General features: G+C 71.7%; 17 protein-coding genes. 10 read left to right on the top strand and 7 right to left on the bottom strand.

Features of this window, described 5'->3' with window-relative positions; translation table 11 throughout:
- The first annotated feature begins 56 nt into the window (after positions 1–56).
- From rpe to ACFYUS_RS17395, 5 genes are all read left to right on the top strand, one after another.
- Positions 57–740, top strand: a complete 684-nt coding sequence (rpe, locus tag ACFYUS_RS17415; protein WP_041128223.1) for a ribulose-phosphate 3-epimerase — start codon at positions 57–59, stop codon at positions 738–740.
- Positions 741–874: 134 nt separating this feature from the next.
- Complete coding sequence (locus tag ACFYUS_RS17410; RefSeq protein ID WP_388852997.1) at positions 875–1,924, top strand: sugar-binding transcriptional regulator; 1,050 nt, start codon at positions 875–877, stop codon at positions 1,922–1,924.
- A gap of 53 nt (positions 1,925–1,977) precedes the next feature.
- Positions 1,978–2,430 carry a ribonuclease domain-containing protein gene (locus ACFYUS_RS17405; protein ID WP_388852015.1) on the top strand — a complete coding sequence of 151 codons (453 nt, stop codon included), beginning with the start codon at positions 1,978–1,980 and terminating at the stop codon, positions 2,428–2,430.
- Positions 2,420–2,752, top strand: a complete 333-nt coding sequence (locus ACFYUS_RS17400) for a barstar family protein (protein ID WP_388852012.1) — start codon at positions 2,420–2,422, stop codon at positions 2,750–2,752. Before ACFYUS_RS17405 ends, ACFYUS_RS17400 begins: the two co-directional genes overlap by 11 nt.
- Before the next feature lie 105 nt (positions 2,753–2,857).
- Positions 2,858–4,300, top strand: coding sequence for a GuaB1 family IMP dehydrogenase-related protein (locus ACFYUS_RS17395; RefSeq protein WP_388852009.1), 1,443 nt, complete (start codon positions 2,858–2,860; stop codon positions 4,298–4,300).
- On the opposite strand, the gene ACFYUS_RS17390 is transcribed toward ACFYUS_RS17395, so the two are convergent.
- Positions 4,297–5,358, bottom strand: a complete 1,062-nt coding sequence (locus tag ACFYUS_RS17390; protein WP_388852006.1) for a GDSL-type esterase/lipase family protein — start codon at positions 5,356–5,358, stop codon at positions 4,297–4,299. The two genes, ACFYUS_RS17395 and ACFYUS_RS17390, sit on opposite strands and share 4 nt — an antisense overlap.
- 368 nt (positions 5,359–5,726) lie before the next feature.
- On the opposite strand from ACFYUS_RS17390, the gene ACFYUS_RS17385 reads away from it, so the two are divergent.
- A complete protein-coding gene (locus ACFYUS_RS17385) occupies positions 5,727–7,214 on the top strand; it encodes an amino acid permease (protein WP_388852003.1) in 1,488 nt (495 codons plus the stop codon).
- Between the two features lie 10 nt (positions 7,215–7,224).
- The gene (locus ACFYUS_RS17380; protein ID WP_015032260.1) at positions 7,225–7,680 is read left to right on the top strand and encodes an Lrp/AsnC family transcriptional regulator; all 456 of its coding nucleotides are present in this window, start codon (positions 7,225–7,227) and stop codon (positions 7,678–7,680) included.
- A gap of 75 nt (positions 7,681–7,755) precedes the next feature.
- On the opposite strand, the gene ACFYUS_RS17375 is transcribed toward ACFYUS_RS17380, so the two are convergent.
- The gene (locus ACFYUS_RS17375; RefSeq protein ID WP_388852001.1) at positions 7,756–8,310 is read right to left on the bottom strand and encodes a Repetin; all 555 of its coding nucleotides are present in this window, start codon (positions 8,308–8,310) and stop codon (positions 7,756–7,758) included.
- 287 nt (positions 8,311–8,597) lie between these two features.
- Here ACFYUS_RS17375 and ACFYUS_RS17370 point away from each other — a divergent pair, with 287 nt between their 5' ends.
- The gene (locus tag ACFYUS_RS17370) at positions 8,598–9,404 is read left to right on the top strand and encodes a carbon-nitrogen hydrolase family protein (protein ID WP_388851998.1); all 807 of its coding nucleotides are present in this window, start codon (positions 8,598–8,600) and stop codon (positions 9,402–9,404) included.
- Between the two features lie 58 nt (positions 9,405–9,462).
- Positions 9,463–11,160: a flavin monoamine oxidase family protein gene (locus tag ACFYUS_RS17365; RefSeq protein ID WP_388851995.1), complete on the top strand. Its 1,698-nt coding sequence runs from the start codon at positions 9,463–9,465 to the stop codon at positions 11,158–11,160.
- Between the two features lie 15 nt (positions 11,161–11,175).
- Here ACFYUS_RS17365 and ACFYUS_RS17360 read toward each other — a convergent pair whose 3' ends face one another.
- The 3 genes from ACFYUS_RS17360 to ACFYUS_RS17350 form a co-directional block, all read right to left on the bottom strand.
- Positions 11,176–11,883 carry a DUF5995 family protein gene (locus tag ACFYUS_RS17360; RefSeq protein ID WP_388851992.1) on the bottom strand — a complete coding sequence of 236 codons (708 nt, stop codon included), beginning with the start codon at positions 11,881–11,883 and terminating at the stop codon, positions 11,176–11,178.
- 73 nt (positions 11,884–11,956) lie between these two features.
- Positions 11,957–13,351 carry a uracil-xanthine permease family protein gene (locus ACFYUS_RS17355; RefSeq protein WP_388851989.1) on the bottom strand — a complete coding sequence of 465 codons (1,395 nt, stop codon included), beginning with the start codon at positions 13,349–13,351 and terminating at the stop codon, positions 11,957–11,959.
- Between the two features lie 109 nt (positions 13,352–13,460).
- A complete protein-coding gene (locus ACFYUS_RS17350) occupies positions 13,461–14,675 on the bottom strand; it encodes an MFS transporter (protein ID WP_388851986.1) in 1,215 nt (404 codons plus the stop codon).
- 118 nt (positions 14,676–14,793) lie between these two features.
- Here ACFYUS_RS17350 and ACFYUS_RS17345 point away from each other — a divergent pair, with 118 nt between their 5' ends.
- Positions 14,794–15,918: an ROK family transcriptional regulator gene (locus ACFYUS_RS17345; protein WP_388851983.1), complete on the top strand. Its 1,125-nt coding sequence runs from the start codon at positions 14,794–14,796 to the stop codon at positions 15,916–15,918.
- A 3-nt stretch (positions 15,919–15,921) separates the two neighbouring features.
- Here ACFYUS_RS17345 and ACFYUS_RS17340 read toward each other — a convergent pair whose 3' ends face one another.
- On the bottom strand, positions 15,922–16,662 hold the full coding sequence (locus ACFYUS_RS17340; RefSeq protein ID WP_388851980.1) for an SDR family oxidoreductase: 741 nt from the start codon (positions 16,660–16,662) through the stop codon (positions 15,922–15,924).
- 147 nt (positions 16,663–16,809) lie between these two features.
- Complete coding sequence (locus tag ACFYUS_RS17335; protein WP_388851977.1) at positions 16,810–19,179, bottom strand: chitinase C-terminal domain-containing protein; 2,370 nt, start codon at positions 19,177–19,179, stop codon at positions 16,810–16,812.
- Between the last annotated feature and the right edge of the window lie 20 nt (positions 19,180–19,199).

Here is a 19,199-nt window from a genome sequence, read left to right as displayed (position 1 = left end):
GGATTCGAAACCGCTCAGCGGCAAAGAAGTGCCCAAGAACGTGGGAGGCTTGGCACATGGCGCAGATCAACCCCAGCATCCTGTCCGCGGACTTCGCCCGGCTCGCCGATGAGGCGAAGGCCGTGGGCGGTGCCGACTGGCTGCACGTCGACGTGATGGACAACCACTTCGTGCCCAACCTGACGCTGGGCGTGCCGATCGTGGAGTCGCTGGCCCGGGCGACGGACACCCCGCTCGACTGCCACCTGATGATCGAGGACCCCGACCGCTGGGCCCCGCAGTACGTGGAGGCCGGCGCCGGCTCGGTGACCTTCCACGTCGAGGCGGCCGCCGCCCCGGTGCGCCTCGCGCGGGAGATCCGGGCCAAGGGCGCGCGGGCCTCCATGGCGCTCAAGCCGGCCACGCCGATCGAGCCGTACGAGGACCTGCTCCCCGAGCTCGACATGCTGCTCATCATGACCGTCGAGCCCGGCTTCGGTGGCCAGGCCTTCCTCGACATCATGCTGCCCAAGATCCGCCGCACCCGTGAACTGATCTCCAAGCACGGTCTGGAGCTGTGGCTCCAGGTCGACGGAGGGGTCGCCGAGTCCACGATCGAGCGGTGCGCCGAGGCCGGCGCCGACGTCTTCGTCGCCGGTTCCGCGGTGTACGGAGCGGCGGATCCGGCCGCGGCCGTCGCCTCGCTCCGGGCCCGCGCGGAGGCCGCGACGGCGTCCGCCGCGTGGGCATGTGGCCACTGAGCCTCCGGCGGATGAACGCGGTCCGTCGGGCCGCCGACAGGACTGATCAAGGCCCGTCGTTTCTGACAGGATGAACGGCGAGTCCAGAGTGTGAACGACATCGGAATGTGACGTCCGTACGTGAACAGCGGTACGTGAACAGCAGTGAGGAGATCGCGGTGGCGGGTATGTCGGCGGGACGGTCAGCCCTGCGGATGGGCCCCGCGGAGCTGGTGCAGGCGGCGGCCATGGCCCGCCGCTTCTACCTCGAGGGCAAGTCCAAGATCCAGATCGCCGAGGAGTTCGGCGTGAGCCGCTTCAAGGTGGCCCGGGTCCTGGAGACCGCCCTGGAGCGTGACCTCGTGCGGATCGAGATCCGCGTACCGGCCGAGCTGGACGCCGAGCGCTCCGACGCGCTCCGCGCCCGCTACGGGCTCCGCCACGCCGTCGTCGTCGAGTCCCCGGCGGAGGGCGACGACGAGTCGCCCGACCCGGAGAACCTCGGCGAGGTCGCGGCCGACCTGCTCGGCGAGCTCGTCACCGAGGGCGACGTCCTCGGCCTGGCCTGGGGCCGCTCCACCATCCACATGGCGGCGGCCCTCGACCGGCTGCCGCCCTGCACGGTCGTCCAGCTCACCGGGGTGTACGACGCCGGGACCGCCGAGCGCGGCTCCGTCGAGGCGGTACGGCGCGCCGCCCAGGTCTCCGGCGGCGAGGCCCACCCCATCTACGCGCCCATGCTGCTGCCCGACCCGGCCACCGCGGCCGCGCTGCGCAGCCAGACCGGCATCGCGCGGGCCTTCGAGTACTTCGACAAGGTGACGGTCGCCTGCGTCTCCATCGGTTCCTGGGAGCCGGGCATCTCCACCGTCCACGACATGCTCTCCGACGCCGAGCGCGCCCACTACGCCTCGCTCGGCGTCGCCGCCGAGATGTCCGCGCACCTCTTCGACACCGAGGGGCGCCGGGTCGGCCGCGACCTCGGCGAGCGCTGCATCACCGTCGAGGCGGACCGGCTGCGCCGGATCCCCGAGGTCGTGGCGATCGCCGGCGGCCAGCGCAAGGCGGCGGCGATCGGCGCGGTGCTCCGCTCCGGGCTCGTCACCAGCCTGGTCACCGACCGCGCCGCGGCGGACTACCTGCTCACCGAGTCCAGCCCCGGCGCGCACCCGGCGCTCGACCGCAAGGACCCCGACGGCAACTGAACGCCGTGTGAGGCGCAGGGGCCGGAGCCTTCCCGTAACGGTATGTTCGGGACATGTTGCTCCGGCCCCTGCGCGTGCTCCTCGCGCTCGTCCTCGCGGTCTTCCTGGCCGGCTGCTCCTCGGCGAGCGGCGGTGCCGCCCCCGCCGCCCCGGCCCCCACCCGTACCACCGCGACCACCACGCCCACCGGCACGACCGCCGCGCCCACCGGCACCTCCGGGCTCCCCACCGTACGAGCCGCCGACCTGCCCGCCGAGGCACGGAAGACGCTCGCCCTCATCGCGCGCGGCGGCCCCTTCCCGTACGCCAAGGACGGCACGGTCTTCTCGAACTTCGAGCGGGTCCTGCCCCGCGAGGAGCGCGGCTACTACCACGAGTACACGGTGAAGACCCCCGGCTCGCGCGACCGGGGAGCGCGCCGGATCGTCACCGGACGGAACGGCGAGACGTACTACACCGACGACCACTACGAGACCTTCCGGGAGGTGGTCACGGATGAGGCTTGACGACCCCGTCGTCCTCGACCTGACCGGAGTCACCGACAAGGCCGCCCTCATGGACCGGTGCGCCGGCGCGCTCGCCCTGCCCGACTGGTTCGGCCGCAACTGGGACGCCCTCGCCGACTGCCTCACCGACCTGCCCGAGCCCGTCACCCTCGTCGTCACCGGCTGGCAGGCGTACGCCAGGACACGGCCGCGCGAGTGGCAGACCGCCCAGGACGTCTTCGCCACGGCCGTCGAAGAACGCCCCACCCACCTCTCCGTCCTCCTCTCCCTGGGGGAGGCCTTCGGAGGATCCGACGAACCACCTGTCGCAAGTCTCGGATGATCGGCCCGGGGCTGGTATTCGTACTGCCGTGGGACAATGAACTACGTGCTTTTTCCCCTGGCTGAAATGCCTAGGGGCCGATCCGAACGACTGGGATGTCAGCACGTGCGTTTCCTCAATGACGTCAAGCCGCCCTACGACCTGACGTACGACGATGTGTTCATGGTGCCGAGCCGCTCGGCCGTCGGCTCCCGTCAGGCCGTGGACCTCTCCTCGCCCGACGGCACCGGGACGACCATCCCGCTCGTCGTCGCCAACATGACCGCCATCGCCGGCCGCCGGATGGCCGAGACGGTCGCCCGCCGCGGCGGCCTGGTCGTCATCCCGCAGGACATCCCGATCGAGGTCGTCACCGACGTCATCTCGTGGGTCAAGAGCCGCCACCACGTGCTCGACACCCCGATCGTCCTGGAGCCGCACCAGACCGTCGCCGACGCGCTCTCCCTGCTGCCCAAGCGCGCCCACGACGCCGGCGTCGTCGTCGACGAGGACCGCCGCCCGGTGGGCGTCGTCACCGACGCCGACCTCTCCGGCGTCGACCGCTTCACCCAGCTCTCCGAGGTCATGTCCAGGGACCTGCTCCTCCTGGACGCCGACATCGACCCGCGCGAGGCCTTCAACACCCTCGACGCCGCCAACCGGCGCTACGCCCCGGCCGTGGACGCGGACGGCAAGCTCGTCGGCATCCTCACCCGCAAGGCCGCCCTGCGCGCGACGCTGTACGCCCCGGCCGTCGACGCCGCCGGCAAGCTGCGGATCGCCGCCGCCGTCGGCATCAACGGCGACGTCGCCGGCAAGGCCAAGCAGCTGCTCGACGCGGGCGTCGACACGCTCGTCATCGACACGGCGCACGGCCACCAGGAGTCGATGATCGCCGCGATCCGCACCGTGCGGGCCCTCGACCCGCAGGTCCCGATCGTCGCGGGCAACATCGTCGCCGCCGAGGGCGTCAAGGACCTCATCGAGGCGGGCGCCGACATCATCAAGGTCGGCGTCGGCCCCGGCGCCATGTGCACCACCCGCATGATGACCGGCGTCGGCCGCCCGCAGTTCTCGGCCGTCCTGGAGTGCGCCGCCGAGGCGAAGAAGTACGGCAAGCACGTCTGGGCCGACGGCGGTGTCCGTCACCCGCGCGACGTCGCCATGGCGCTCGCCGCCGGTGCGTCCAACGTCATGATCGGCTCCTGGTTCGCCGGGACGTACGAGTCCCCGGGCGACCTCCAGCACGACGCCCAGGGCCGTGCCTACAAGGAGTCCTTCGGCATGGCCTCGGCCCGCGCCGTCCGGAACCGCACCTCCGACGAGTCCGCCTACGACCGCGCCCGCAAGGCGCTGTTCGAGGAGGGCATCTCCACCTCGCGCATGTTCCTCGACCCGCAGCGTCCGGGCGTCGAGGACCTGATCGACTCGATCATCGCGGGCGTCCGGTCCTCCTGCACCTACGCCGGCGCCGCCTCGCTCGCCGAGTTCGAGGAGAAGGCCGTGGTCGGCATCCAGTCGGCGGCGGGCTACGCCGAGGGCAAGCCGCTGCACGCCAGCTGGAGCTAGTCGCCGCGCCTCGCGGGGCCCCCGGGAGTCGACTCCCGGGGGCCCCGTCCCGTTGTGGGCCCCCGGGGCAGGTCCTCCAGCGCGCCCCGCAGCGCCTCCGCCACCGCCCTCGCCATCCGCGCGTGCCCCGCGTCGTTCGGATGCAGCCCGTCCGCCAGGTGCTCCGGGCCCAGGAGCGGACGGCCGGGGAGGACCAGGAGGCGGGCGTCGCCCTCCGTCGCCAGGTCGCGGCCCGCGCGTTCCATCGCCCTGCGCAGCTCCGTCAGGGTCGCCCCCAGGGCGTTGCGGGTGTGTTCCGCCTCCGGGCGCAGGACCGGGGAGACGATCAGGAGCGGCGTGGCCGGGTGGCCCCGGCGGACGAGGCCGACGAAGGCGCGGACCGTGGCGTAGAGCCAGTCGGCCGTGGCCGGGACGCGGGACCAGCAGTTGGTGCCGAAGGCGAGGGTGATCAGATCGCCCGGCAGCCGGGCCAGGTGCTCGGCGAGCGGCAGTTCGCCCCGGGCCCCGCCCGCGTACCCCAGGTTGACCGGGTCGAGACCGAGGAGCCGGCCCGTCGTGGCGGGCCAGGAGTGTGCCGGGCGGGTCGACCACCAGCCCTCGGTGATCGAGTCGCCGTGGACGAGCCAGCGGGGTCGGGCCGGGGCGGGGGAGAGGATGCCGTCGACGGCCCGCAGGGCGAGCGGCACGGGCGCCTGGCCCTCCGGGAGGTGGAGGGTGAAGACGCCGCCGTACGGGGGGAGGGGGAGCCTCACGACGGCCTCCGGCGCCGGAGCCGCGCAGGTCTCGCCGACGAACCGCGTGCCCTGCCAGAGGGCGAAGCAGTGCCGCAGCGCGCGCAGGGGGTCGTCGGGCCCCGGAACGGCAGCCCGGTAGCGCAGCTCCACCGCGCGCGTGCCGGGCGCGGCCGTGAACTCGATCCGTACGCCGATGGGCAGCGCGGCCCGCTCGGCGATGTCCCACGGCAGCCGTTCGAGGTCGTCGGGGTCGGCGCGTACGGGCCGGTCCCGGTCCAGCCAGGCCGTGCCGCGCAGGAACGGAGCCGGGTCGAGCCAGTGCACCGGGGCCTCCGATCGTGGGGCGTCGGGAGCGGTTCTCAGGGGCTCGCAGCGTGGGTCATTCCGCGCCAGGAGTCCATATGCGTGCGCGTTCCGCTCCACACTCCGATTCACACCCCGATGTGTCGATTCATGCGGGGGCGCGCAATGTTTGCCCGTCTGCGTCCGAAGCGCGCAATGATCATCCGGCACTGCGCAACAACCCTGCATTACGACTGCGAAGCTCTGCCCCTTAGGCTCGTGCCCCGTACCAGGAGTGGCGTCGACCGCCTGCTCGGCGGTTCCGTCCCCCCGTGGGTGTGCCTCGGCATGCCCGTGCACCGCCGCGGTCGTCTCCGTACCCCCACAGGCAGCGATAAGGAGCCTCCGCAGTGCTGGATCAAGGCGCAGCCCCGCCGGTCGTCGACACGACCGCCCCGAAGACCTCCGCTCTCGGCGCTCTCGTCCGGCGCAAGCCGGTGGAACGCCTGGTGGACGAGGGGGGACAGGGCGAGGGCGGCAATCTCCGCCGCTCGCTCTCGATGTGGCAGCTGACCATGATCAGCATCGGCGCCACGCTCGGCACGGGCATCTTCGTCGTCCTCGGCGACGCCGTCCCGAAGGCCGGCCCCGCCGTCACGATCGCCTTCGTCATCGCCGGTCTCACCGCCCTGTTCTCGGCCCTCTCGTACGCCGAGCTGGCCGGCTCCATACCGGTCGCCGGCTCCTCTTACTCGTACGCGTACGCAACGATGGGTGAACTCGTCGCCTGGGTCTGCGGCTGGTGTCTGGTCCTGGAGTACGGCGTCTCGGTCGCCGCCGTGGCCGTCGGCTGGGGCGAGTACCTCAACGAGCTGCTCGACGGGACCATCGGCGTCACGATCCCCGACGTGCTGTCGTCGGCCCCCGGCGAGGGCGGTGTCATCAACCTGCCCGGCCTGATCGTCGTGATGCTCGCCATGGTGTTCCTGCTCGGCGGCGCCCGCGAGTCCGCCGTCGTCAACACGATCATGGTCGCGGTGAAGATCGTCACCCTCGTGATCTTCTGCGCCATCGGCTTCATGGGCTTCAAGTCCGGCAACTACAAGGACTTCATGCCGCTCGGCATGACCGGCGTCGGCGCCGCGAGCGCCACCCTCTTCTTCTCGTACATCGGCTTCGACGCCGCCTCCACGGCCGGCGAGGAGGCCAAGAACCCCAAGCGCGACCTGCCGCGGGCGATCATGCTCTCGCTGCTCATCGTCACCGTGCTGTACGTCCTCGTCGCGGCCGTCGCCGTCGGCGCCTGGCACTGGAAGGCCTTCGAGGGCTCCGAGGCCACCCTGGCCGCGATCATGAACGACGTCACCGGCCAGACCTTCTGGGGCACGATGCTCGCCGCCGGCGCGGTCATCTCCATCGCCAGCGTCGTCCTCACCGTCCTCTACGGCCAGACCCGCGTCCTCTTCGCGATGTCCCGCGACGGCCTGGTCCCCAAGGTCTTCGGCAAGGTCAGCGGCAAGACCGGCACCCCGCGCATCAACACGGTCATCGTGTCGCTCTTCTGCGGCGTGCTCGCCTCGGTCATCCCGCTCGGCAAGCTCGTCGACGCCACCAGCATCGGCACCCTCTTCGCCTTCGCCCTGGTCAACATCGCGGTCATCGTGCTCCGCTACACCCGCCCCGACATGCCGCGCACCTTCAAGGTGGCCCTCGGCCCGGTCTTCCCGGTCCTCGGCTTCATCTTCTGCGCCTACAACATGTTCAGCCTCGACGCCGTCACCTGGAAGGTCTTCGGCGCGTGGATGGCCGCCGGGCTCGTGTTCTACTTCCTGTACGGCATGCGCCGTTCCCGACTGGCCACGGCTCCGGCCCTGGCAGAGGCTCCAGCAGAGAAGTGATCCACCCGTAGTGCGACTCAACGACCTCGACGAACGCATCGTCCACGCCCTCGCGGAAGACGCCCGCCGCAGCTACGCCGACATCGGCTCGCTCGTCGGACTCTCCGCCCCCGCGGTGAAGCGGCGCGTGGACCGGCTCCGGGCCGAGGGCGCCATCACCGGATTCACCGTACGGGTGGACCCGGCGGCGCTCGGCTGGGAGACCGAGGGCTTCGTCGAGATCTACTGCCGCCACAACACCTCGCCGGACGACATCCGGCGAGGTCTGGAGCGGTACCCCGAGGTGGTGTCCGCGTCCACCGTCACCGGTGACGCGGACGCCGTCGTCCAGGTCTTCGCCTCGGACATGCGCCACTTCGAGCGCGTCCTGGAACGCATCGCGGGCGAGCCCTTCGTGGAGCGGACCAAGTCCGTCCTGGTCCTCTCGCCGCTGCTGCGGCGCTTCTCCTCGGGCTCGCCCGCATAGCGGCTGCGGGCCGCCGGGGCGGTGCGGGCCGTGGTTCCCGCACCGCCCCTCGCCCGCCCACCCCCGTGGGGCGGTCTATTCCGTCGGGTAGTCCAGCTGCCAGGGCAGCACCTTGAAGTCGCCGGTGCCCTTCTTCACCTGCTCGAAGGGTGCCGAGCTCAGGCAGGGCGGGACCTCCAGGTTCGTGTCGCGCCCGACCCAGCTGTAGCCCAGACGGTCGTGCTTCCCGTCGTCGTGCACCGAGATCCCGACGCGCTTGTTCCGGAAGGCGTCCACATCGGTCTCGATCACCTTGCCCGTCACCACGGCCACCTTGCCGCCCGTGGTGAGGCAGTCGACCTTCGCCACCGCGTAGCCGCCCTTCCCGTCCTTGTAGTGACTGAACCGGAAGGTGCCGGTCGCGGCCTGCGGATCCTTGTTGTCCTTCGCCGCCAGATGCGCGTCGAAGCTGAACGTGATGTCGTCACCGGCCGGCCGGTACAGCTTGGCCGTCCCGGTCAGCGCGGCGGCCTCCCGGACCGTGCCGATCCCGTGCCCGCCGTCACCCCCCGAGGCGACGGCGACGCCCCCGGCCCCCAGGGTGAGCAGAATCGCGGCGGATACGGCGACGATCTTCGTACGGCGCTTCATCGTGGTCCCTTTCGGCAGCCCGTCCGGCAGGTCTTCCGGACGAGCACCACTCTTCCGCGCGGGCCCCGCCCGGACGTCGGGCCGCAGAACGGTCCTCGTCTCCGCCGCGCGGCGGGGGAGCCGTACGACCCCGGTCGGAGCCGTACGCAACGAATCGACGCCCCGCCCGTCGATCGCGCAACGGTTCGACGGTCGGTCCGCAACGCTGCCGCCTTGTCCCGGGAGAGCGCGAAACCGTACCGTTTTTGACGTCTTCCCCCTCAACTTCCGACCCCCGAGGATCGCCGATGCCCGCGCTGCGCACCGCCCTGCTCCAGAGCTCCGGCGAGCTCGGTGACGTGGCCGCCAATCTGAAGATCCTCGACGAGGCCGCCGCCCGCGCCGCGGCCGCCGGCGCGAGCGTGCTGCTCGCCCCCGAGCTCTTCCTCACCGGCTACGCCATCGGCGCCGACATGGCGCGCCTCGCCGAGCCGGCCGACGGCCCCTCCTCCCGCGCCGTCGCGGCGATCGCCGTGCGCCACGGCCTGGCCGTCGGCTACGGCTACCCCGAGCGGGACACCGAGCGGCACGGCGTCCTGTACAACTCCGCCCAGCTCATCGGGGCCGACGGCACCCCGCTCGTGCGGTACCGCAAGACCCACCTCTTCGGCGACTTCGAGCTGAAGTGGTTCACCCCCGGTGACCGCGCCGTGGTCCAGACGGAGCTCGAAGGCCTCACCGTCGGCATGATGATCTGCTACGACGTCGAGTTCCCCGAGAACGTACGGGCGCACGCGCTGGCCGGCACGGACCTCCTCCTGGTACCGACCGCGCTCATGCACCCCGCCGAGGTCGTGCCCCTGTCCGTGGTCCCGGTCCGCGCCTTCGAGAACCAGCTCTACATCGCGTACGCCAACCGGACCGGCCCCGAGGGCGACTTCGAGTTCGTCGGCCTCTCCACCCTGGCCGGCCCCGACGGCACCGCCCGCGCCCGCGCCGGGCGCGGCGAGGACCTCGTCCTCGGCGACGTCGACCCGGCCTTCCTCGCGGCCTCCCGCCAGGAGAACCCCTACCTCCGCGACCGGCGCCCGGGCCTCTACGGCCCCCTCGTCTGAGCCGCCCCCGCCCTCCCCGCCTGACCTCTTTCTTTTCCGTGCAAGGAGTCCGTACCCCATGACGTCCACGGTGCCCACGACCGCCGTCCCCCACAGCGACGGCCAGCCGCCGATCACCATGTTCGGTCCGGACTTCCCGTACGCCTACGACGACTTCCTGGCCCACCCGGCCGGGCTCGGCCAGATACCGGCCACCGAGCACGGCACCGAGGTCGCCGTCATCGGCGGCGGGCTCTCCGGCATCATCGCCGCGTACGAGCTCATGAAGATGGGCCTCAAGCCCGTCGTCTACGAGGCCGACCAGATCGGCGGCCGGCTGCGCACCGTCGGCTTCGAGGGCACCGGCACCGAGGGCCTCACCGCCGAGATGGGCGCCATGCGCTTCCCGCCCTCCTCGACCGCGCTCCAGCACTACATCGACCTGGTCGGCCTGGAGACCAAGGCCTTCCCGAACCCGCTGGCCGAGTCGACCCCGTCGACCGTCGTCGACCTCAAGGGCGAGTCGCACTACGCCACCACCGTCGACGACCTGCCGCAGGTCTACCGCGACGTGATGAACGCGTGGAACGCCTGCCTGGACGAGGGCGCCGACTTCTCCGACATGAACCAGGCCATGCGCGAGCGCGACGTCCCGCGCATCCGCGAGATCTGGTCGAAGCTCGTCGAGAAGCTCGACAACCAGACCTTCTACGGCTTCCTCTGCGAGTCCGAGTCCTTCAAGTCCTTCCGGCACCGCGAGATCTTCGGCCAGGTCGGCTTCGGCACCGGCGGCTGGGACACCGACTTCCCGAACTCCATCCTGGAGATCCTCCGCGTCGTCTACACCGAGGCCGACGACCACCACCGCGGCATCGTGGGCGGCTCGCAGCAGCTGCCGCTGCGCCTGTGGGAGCGCGAGCCGGAGAAGATCGTCCACTGGGCGCAGGGCACCTCGCTCAGCTCCCTGCACGAGGGTGCCCCGAAGCCGGCCGTGACCCGGCTGAACCGGACCGCCGGCAACCGGATCACGGTCACCGACGCCTCCGGCGACATCCGCACGTACAAGGCGGCGATCTTCACCGCCCAGTCCTGGATGCTGCTCTCCAAGATCGCCTGCGACGACTCGCTCTTCCCGATCGACCACTGGACGGCGATCGAGCGCACCCACTACATGGAGTCCTCGAAGCTCTTCGTCCCCGTCGACCGGCCGTTCTGGCTGGACAAGGACGAGGAGACCGGCCGGGACGTCATGTCGATGACGCTGACCGACCGGATGACCCGCGGCACCTACCTCCTGGACGACGGCCCGGACAAGCCGGCCACGATCTGCCTCTCGTACACCTGGTGCGACGACAGCCTGAAGTGGCTGCCGCTCTCGGCGAACGAGCGGATGGAGGTCATGCTGAAGTCGCTCGGCGAGATCTACCCGAAGGTCGACATCCGGAAGCACATCATCGGCAACCCGGTGACGGTCTCCTGGGAGAACGAGCCCTACTTCATGGGCGCCTTCAAGGCCAACCTGCCGGGCCACTACCGCTACCAGCGCCGCCTGTTCACGCACTTCATGCAGGACCGGCTGCCCGAGGACAAGCGGGGCATCTTCCTCGCCGGCGACGACATCTCCTGGACGGCCGGCTGGGCCGAGGGCGCGGTGCAGACGGCGCTCAACGCGGTCTGGGGCGTCATGCACCACTTCGGCGGCGCGACCGACGGCACCAACCCGGGTCCGGGCGACGTGTACGACGAGATCGCCCCGGTCGAGCTGCCGGAGGACTGATCCCCGGTACGGAGATCAGGGCCTGGTCAGGGGCGTGAGCAGCATCCGCCCCACCAGGCCCACCGACCGGTCGAGGCGTTCGGTGAACTCCTCGGCCAGGTCGGGCAGCCGCCGCAGCTGCCACAGCGAGCGGGCGGCGAGCCAGGCCCCGTCGCGGGCCCGGTCCAGGCTCCAGCAGCCGAGCAGATGCGTCAGCGGGTCCGCGACCTCCAGGAGGTCCGGGCCCGGCATCAGTTCCTCCCGGATGCGCTCCTCCAGGAGGACGAGGACGTCGCCGACCCGGTCGAACTCGTCCTCCAGGTCGGCCGGCGCGCAGTCCAGGGTGCGGCAGGCGTCGACCACCGCGAGCGCCAGGTCGTGGCCGATGTGGGCGTTGATCCCGGCCAGCGCGAACTGCAGCGGCCGTACGCCGGGATGGCGGCGGTAGTGGAAGAGGGGCCGCCAGCAGGCGGGGGCGGGACGGCCGTCGGCGACGGCGTCGACCGCCGCGAGATAGCGCTCGGCGAACCGTACGTCGAGGGTGGCGGCGGCCCGCCGGTCGGCGAAGGTGCCCGCCTCGATGGCGTGGCCGATCTCCTCGGTGACCGTCAGATAGACCCGGTTGAAGACGGCGACGCCGTCGGCCGGATGCCAGGCCGAGCGGAGCGCCCGCATCCGGTCCACCACGGGGTCGACCGCGACGAACTGGCCGATCCGCTCTTCGATCCACTGGGTCTGCGCCATGGGGGCAGGCTCCCAGCCGCCGGGCCCGGGAGGGAACTCCTCGGGCCCGGCTTACCCAGAACGGGCGAATCACTCAGTTCTTCGACGCGTCTTCCGCGTCCGTCTCGTACGAGCTGGTGCCCGAGTCCAGGAGCGGTTCCTGGGTCTTGAGGTGGGCCGGGGCGAAGGCCCGCAGCACGTGGTAGCCGGTGATGACGACGATCGTGCCGAGCGCGATGCCGCCCAGCTCGAAGGTGTCGGTGAAGGTCAGCTTCACGCCGCCGACGCCGATGATGATGCCGGCGGCGGCCGGGACCAGGTTGAGCGGGTTGCGCAGGTCGACCTTGGCGTTGATCCAGATCTGGGCGCCGAGCAGGCCGATCATGCCGTACAGGATCACGGTGATGCCGCCGAGGACACCGCCGGGGATCGCGGCGACGACCGCGCCGAACTTGGGGCAGAGGCCGAAGAGCAGCGCGAAGCCGGCCGCGGCCCAGTAGGCGGCCGTCGAGTAGACCCGGGTGGCGGCCATGACGCCGATGTTCTCGGAGTACGTGGTGTTCGGCGGGCCGCCCACGCCGGTGGAGAGCATGGACGCGACGCCGTCGGCGGCGATCGCGGTGCCGAGCTTGTCGTCGAGGGAGGTGCCGGTCATCTCGCCGACGGCCTTGACGTGACCGGCGTTCTCGGCGATCAGCGCGATGACCACGGGCAGCGCCACGAGGATCGCCGACCACTCGAAGCTCGGGCCGTGCAGCGACGGCAGACCGATCCAGTCGGCCTTGGAGACGCCGGAGAGGTCGAGCCGCCAGTGGTCGGTGACCTGGCCGCTCGGGGACACCGAGTGGATCTTGCCGAAGACGAGGTCGAAGATCCAGGAGATGGCGTAGCCGAAGATCAGGCCGAGGAAGATCGCGATCCGGGACCAGAAGCCGCGCAGACAGACCACGGCCAGACCGGTGAACAGCATCACGAGCAGGGCCGTCCACTGGTCCTGCGGCCAGTACGTCGACGCGGTGACCGGCGCCAGGTTGAAGCCGATCAGCATGACGACCGCGCCGGTCACGATCGGCGGCATCGCCGCGTGGATGATCCGCGCGCCGAACTTCCGGACGGCGAGACCGGCCAGGAAGAGCACCCCGCCCACGACGAACACCGCGCCGGTGACGGTGGCGCTCGTGCCGCCGGAGGCCCGGATGGCGGCGGCGACGCCGACGAAGGAGAGCGAGCAGCCCAGGTAGGACGGGACGGTGCCACGGGTCGCGAGCAGGAAGATCGCGGTTGCGACACCGGACATCATGATCGCGAGGTTCGGGTCGAGACCCATGAGGACCGGGGCGACGAACGACGCCCCGAACATCGCGACGACGTGCTGGGCTCCGAGGCCGACCGTGCGGGGCCAGGAGAGCCGTTCGTCCGGGCGGACGACGGCTCCGGGAGCGGGTGTTCTCCCGTCGCCGTGCAGGGTCCAGCGCACGCCGAGGTTCATGAGGTCTGCTCCCGTTCTCCGGTTCCGGCGGCCGTGTCGAGACCGCAGAAGTTCAGCCATATGGTAGGCGCCACGGCCGCGGACCTGGGATTTCGGGACGCCGCTCGGTCTACGCCACGGGCCCTGCGCTCTTCGCGGGCTCCGGTGTCCCCGACGCCGTCTCCCGCCCGCCGGTCCTGAGCACGCCCGCGCCGAGCACCAGACCCAGGGCCAGCAGGGTGACCAGGCCGAAGGAGAGGACCAGGGAGGTCGCGTCGGCGATGCCGCCGATCGCCGAGGGGGCGATGAGTCCCGAGGTGTACGTGATGGTGGCGACGCCCGCGATGGCCTGGCTCGGGTTCGGGCCGCTGCGCGCGGCGGCGGCGAAGGCCAGCGGGACGACGACCGCGACCCCGAGTCCGATCAGACCGAATCCGGCCATCGCGACGGCGGCGTGCGGGGCGAGGACGACCATGACCCCGCCGAGGGTGGCGACGGCGCCCCCGGCCCGTACGGCACGGACCGCTCCGAAGCGGTCCACCACCCGGTCGCCGGCGAGGCGCGCCACCGCCATCGTCAGCGCGAAGGCGGTCGTGGAGGCGGCCGCGAGCCCCGCCGAGCTGCCCAGCTCGTCCCGGAGGTAGACGGCCGACCAGTCGAGGCTGGCGCCCTCGGCGAACACCCCGCAGAAGCCGATGGCGCCGATGACCAGCGCGGACCTCGGCGGCAGCGAGAAGCGCGGCGGCGGCTCCTCCTCCGGGGTGCTGCGGACGTCGAGCACGCCCTGGCAGAAGACCAGGCCGAGCGCGGTGAGCACGAGGGCCGCGATCAGGTGGTGCAGACGGGCGTCGCCGCCGAGGTGGGCGGCGACCGTGCCGGCGGCGGAGCCGATCAGGGCCCCCGCGCTCCACATGCCGTGCAGGCTCGACATGATGGACCTGCCGAGCCGGTTCTCGGTCTCGACGCCGAGCGCGTTCATCGCCACGTCGGACATGCCCGAGGTCGCCCCGTACACGAAGAGCGCGCCGCACAGCCCCCAGACGTTCGGGGCGAGCGAGGGCAGCGCGAGCGCGAGGGTCCACAGGGCGAGCAGGCCGCGCAGCGCCGTGCGGGCGCCGAAGCGGTGCGAGACGGCCCCGGCGAGCGGCATCGCGAGGGAGGCGCCGAGCGCGGGGAAGGCGAGTGCGAGCCCGAGCTGTCCGGCGCTGACGCCCGCGTGCTCCTGGATCCAGGGGATCCGGGTCGCGAAGCTGCCGGTGACCGAGCCGTGCACGCAGAAGACGGCGGCGATGGCGAAGCGCGCCCGCCGGAGGCGATCGGTGCTGGTGACGGTCTCCGCCGCCATGGTCCCTCCCTGGGGTCGTGGGTGTGCTGGGGGTGTGCCGCGTAAACTATCAGGAACCCTGCCTGATAAATAGACCGCGGAAGGAGTCCCGCTCCCGCGCGTCTGAGAGGATCGCCGCATGGCCGCATCCCCGAGCACCGCACGAGCCATCAACGACCGGTTCGCCCTGCGACTGCTCCAGGACGAAGGCCCGTTGACGGCCGCTCAGCTCAAGACGCTCACCGGACTCTCCCGCCCGACCGTCGCCGACCTCGTCGAGCGGCTCCGGGACTCCGGACTCGTCCACGTCGTCGGCGAGGCCGGAGCCGAGCGCCGCGGCCCCAACGCCAAGCTGTACGGGATCGTCGCCGACCGCGCCCACCTCGCCGCCTTCGACGTCCGGACCCGCTCGGTCTCCGTCGCCGTCGCCGACCTCCTCGGCACCCCGCTCGCCGAGGCCTCCGTCCCCGTCGGCGACGACAACGGCACGGAAGCGGCCGTGGAGAAGGCGGTCGCGCTCCTGGAACGGACCGTGAAGGAGGCGGGCGCCGACCGGCTGCACAGCGTCGCCGTCGGCGCCCCCGGGCTCATCGACCCCGCCACCGGCGACCTGCGCGACTCCTCGGGGCTGCCCGCCTGGCACCGCCGTCTGGTCACCGTCCTCCAGGAACGGCTGCCCGCCCGCGTCCTCGTCGAGAACGAGACCAACCTCGCCGCCGTCGCCGAACTGCGCGAAGGCGCGGCCCGCGACCGCGAGGACTTCGTCCTCCTCTGGCTCGGCCAGGGCGTCGGCGCCGCCGTCGTCCTCGACGGCCGGCTCCGCCGTGGGGCCTCCGGCGGCGCGGGAGAGATCGGCTTCCTGCCGGTCCCCGGCACCTCCGGCCTCCCCTCGGCGACCGGCTGCGACGGCGGCTTCCACGAACTGGCCTGCGCCGCTGCCGTCGACGCCCTCGCCCTCGTCCACCACCTCGACCCGGCCGACGCCCTCTCCTCCGGTCACGCGCCCTTCCTCGACGCCCTCGCCCGCCGTCTCGCCGTCGGCGCGGCCGCCGTCGTCTCCGTCCTCGATCCCGGCTGCGTCGTCCTCGCCGGGGAGACCGGCCACCAGGGCGGCCCCGGTCTCGCCGCGCGCGTGGAGGCCGAACTCGCGGCCCTCTCCCCGCTCCGCACGGAGGTCCGCGCCACCGCGCTGGGGGACGCGGCCGTGCTGCGGGGCGCCCTGCTCCGCGCCCGTGACGCGGCCCAGGACGAGCTGTTCCCCTAGGCCCTAGGCGGCGAACCGCCGCGCGAGGAACTCCTCGAACGTCACCCGGCCCACCGCGCGGTCCGGCGCCAGGTGTCCGCCGCGTCGCAGCGCCCGGTAGACCCGGCCCGGCAGCGGCACCTCCACCAGCCGGCGCCCCCGTCCGCTCGCCCGCAGGTAGGCGCGGGCCAGCTCGTCGAAGGTGCGGATCTCGGGGCCGCCCATGTCCTCCACCCGGCCCGCCGGCGGCCCCGCGGTCAGTTCGGCGAGGCGGGCGGCCGCCTCCGTCACCTCCAGCGGCTGGTCCCGGACCTCCTTCGGCAGGAGCATCACCGGGGGCTTGGCGAGGCCCTGCAGCAGCCGGAGGATCAGGTCGTGGAACTGGGTGGCCCGCAGCAGGGTCCACGGGACACCGGACTGCTGGATCATGCGTTCCACCGCGTACTTGGTCCGGTAGTAGCCGAGCGGCACCCGGTCGACGCCGACGATCGAGATGTACAGCAGGTGCGGCACCCCGGCCCGCCGCGAGGCCTCGACGAGGAGGCGGGCGGCCTCCTCGTCGCCGCGCAGGATGTTGCTGCAGTGGACGACCGCGTCGACCCCGTCGACCGCCCGGTCGAGAAGCGGTCCGCCTTTGCGCAGGTCGACGGCGTACGGCGGGGAGTGCCGGCTGAGCACCCGCACCTCGTGGCCGTCCGCGCGCAGCCGCTCGCAGACGGGACGGCCGAGCGTTCCCGTGCCGCCGGTCACCAGGATCGTGCTCATCTCTCCAGACTGACCGCCCGGGAGCGCGAACGCGACCGCGCCGCGCCCCGGACAGGGGGCGCGGCGCGGTGGGAGCCCGGCGGGGGCAAGGGCCGTGAGTGTCCGCCGCCGGGGGTTCAGCGGAAGGGGTTCACCGGAGGGGGCGCGTCAGCAGGCGCCGAGGTCCTTCCAGACGCCCCAGTCGCCGGTCGTGCCCGGCTCCTCGTTCTGGGTCCACCACTGGGCCTTCCACTGGTGTCCCTTGTGGGAGACGAGGCTGCCCGCGTTGTAGACCGTGCCGGCCACGTACGCCGGGGCGGTGCAGCTCGTGGTGGGCGGCGTCGTCGGCGGGGTCGTCGGCGGCGTGGTCGGGGGAGTCGTCGGCGGGGTGGTGGGCGGCGTGGTCGGCGGGGTGGTGGAGCCGGGCTCCACGACCGTCGTGCCGCGCGCCAGGTCGCCGGCGAGGGCGTACGTCGTGCCGTTGATGTTCACCGTCCAGTTGGAGGGGGTGGACACCGGCAGGTAGTAGTTGAAGGCCAGGTCGACCGTCGCACCCGGGGCCAGGGACTGCCAGGCCGGGAGCTTCAGGGAAACGCGGTGGAAGTCGCCCTTCAGGCCGCCCACGTTGGAGCCCGTGTGGTCGCTGCTGATGACCTTGGTGCCGAAGCCGGACTGGTCGGAGGCGTTGTTCGGGGCGGAGGTGCCGTAGTCGAACTGGAACTCCGTGCCGCCGGGCAGGGTCGTCGCCGTGTTGTTGGTGATCTTGATCTTCGGCGTGATCGGGTAGTTCGAGTCGCCCAGCTTGAACTCGGTGAACTGGGTGTCGATCTTCACGGCCTGGGTCGGCAGCGCCTTGTCGGACTTCTTCGCCCCGTACGGGGTGGCCGCCTTGAACTTGTCGTACATCAGCGAGGTGAGCGTGGAACCCATCTCGTACTGGCCCTTGCCGGCGTTCCAGGCGTAGTCGCCGGCCATCTCCCAGACCATGGTGCCGCCGATGCCGCGGTCGACCACGTAGTCGGCCTTCGCGGCCACGGACTGCTCGTCCTCGGTGGAGAGGAAGACCTTCTTCTCGGCGTTCCACAGCCACGGCGCGACCAGGGTCGGGTCGTACTTGCGGACGTAGGTGCCGGTCAGCGTGGTGTTCGCCGGGAAGCCGTACTGGGTGACGTAGTCGCCGACGATCCCCTTCTCCAGGTTCTTGGCGTGCCACATCGGGTTGGAGCCGGCGGGCGACTCGACGCCGTTGGTGTCCTTGTCGTGCCAGAGGTTGTCGATGCCGGTGGCGCCGTCGCCGCACTTGGTCAGGCCGGCCCCGGCCGGGCAGGTGGTCGCGGAGGCCTTGCCCCACAGGCCGTCGGTGCCGCCCTGCACGTTCTTGTGGCCGCGGGTGTAGTAGGGCAGGCCGATGTTGATGCGGCCGGCCGGCATGGAGCCGCGGAAGTAGTGGTAGGCCCAGTCGGTGTTGAGGTAGCCGATGGAGCCGTACTGCGAGGAGCCGTAGACGTTGGCGGCCGCGAGCTCGGCGTCCTTGCCGTCGTCGAAGAGGGAGGCGTTGGGGCCGACGTACTCGTTCCAGGCACCGTGCAGGTCGTAGGACATGATGTTGACGTAGTCCAGGTACTTCTGCATCTGGAAGGTCTCCATGCCGCGCAGCAGGTAGCCGGAGGAGGGGGCGGCGACGGTCAGCAGGTAGTGCCTGCCGTCGGCGGCGCCGGCCGTGTCCAGCTTCTCGCGCAGGGACTTCATGAGGGCCGCGTAGCCCTGCACGAGCCCGGCGCGGCGCGCGTTGGCGAGCTGCCAGTCGAGCGGGTTGCCCGCGTCCTTCATCGTGGTCGGGTACTCGTAGTCGATGTCGACGCCGTTGAACCCGTACGTGCGGATGAAGTCGACGGCCGAGTTCGCGAAGGTGTCGATCCCGGCCTGGTTGACCGAACCGTCGGCGTTGGTGGCCATCGAGTAGAAGCCGCCGGAGTTCACGCGGTTGCCGGCGTCGTCGAAGTAGCCGCCGGTCTCCGCCCAGCCGCCGACCGAGATCAGCGTCTTGACGTTCGGGTGCTGCTTCTTGAACTTGTTGAGCAGGTTGAAGTGGCCCTTGTAGGGGTACGCGGGGTCCATCTCGGCGCCGGCGACACCGGGCCAGGTCATCCCGGTGGCCGCGTTGTCCGGACCGTCCGTGCCCACGGAGAGCTTGTTGTCGCCGCCGATGTGGCCGAAGGCGTAGTTGATGTGGGTGATCTTGTCCCACGGGATGTCCTTGGCCAGGTACGCGGGCTGGCCGTTCTTGCCGGTGCGCCAGCCGGTGAAGTAGCCGATGACCCGGCGCTGGTGGTCCGCGCCCATCTTCTCGCGGCCCTCGGTGTCGTAGACCGAGCAGTACGGGACGTCGACGCCGGGGGTCTTGTAGAGCCCGTCGGGGCGACAGGACTCGTTGTCGGCCGCGTACGAGACGCCGCCGGAGAGCGAGCTGAGCAGCAGCCCGGCGACGGCCGCGCCGGACGCGAGCAGCGAGGCTCTCTTGGTCGTGGGGGACAGCACGATCGGTCCTCCTGGGGAGG

This window comes from Streptomyces sp. NPDC004284, from assembly GCF_042874035.1.
Classification (GTDB): domain Bacteria; phylum Actinomycetota; class Actinomycetes; order Streptomycetales; family Streptomycetaceae; genus Streptomyces.
Note: the sequence above shows the minus strand (reverse complement) of the source record. Positions and strands in the feature narration are given on the sequence as shown.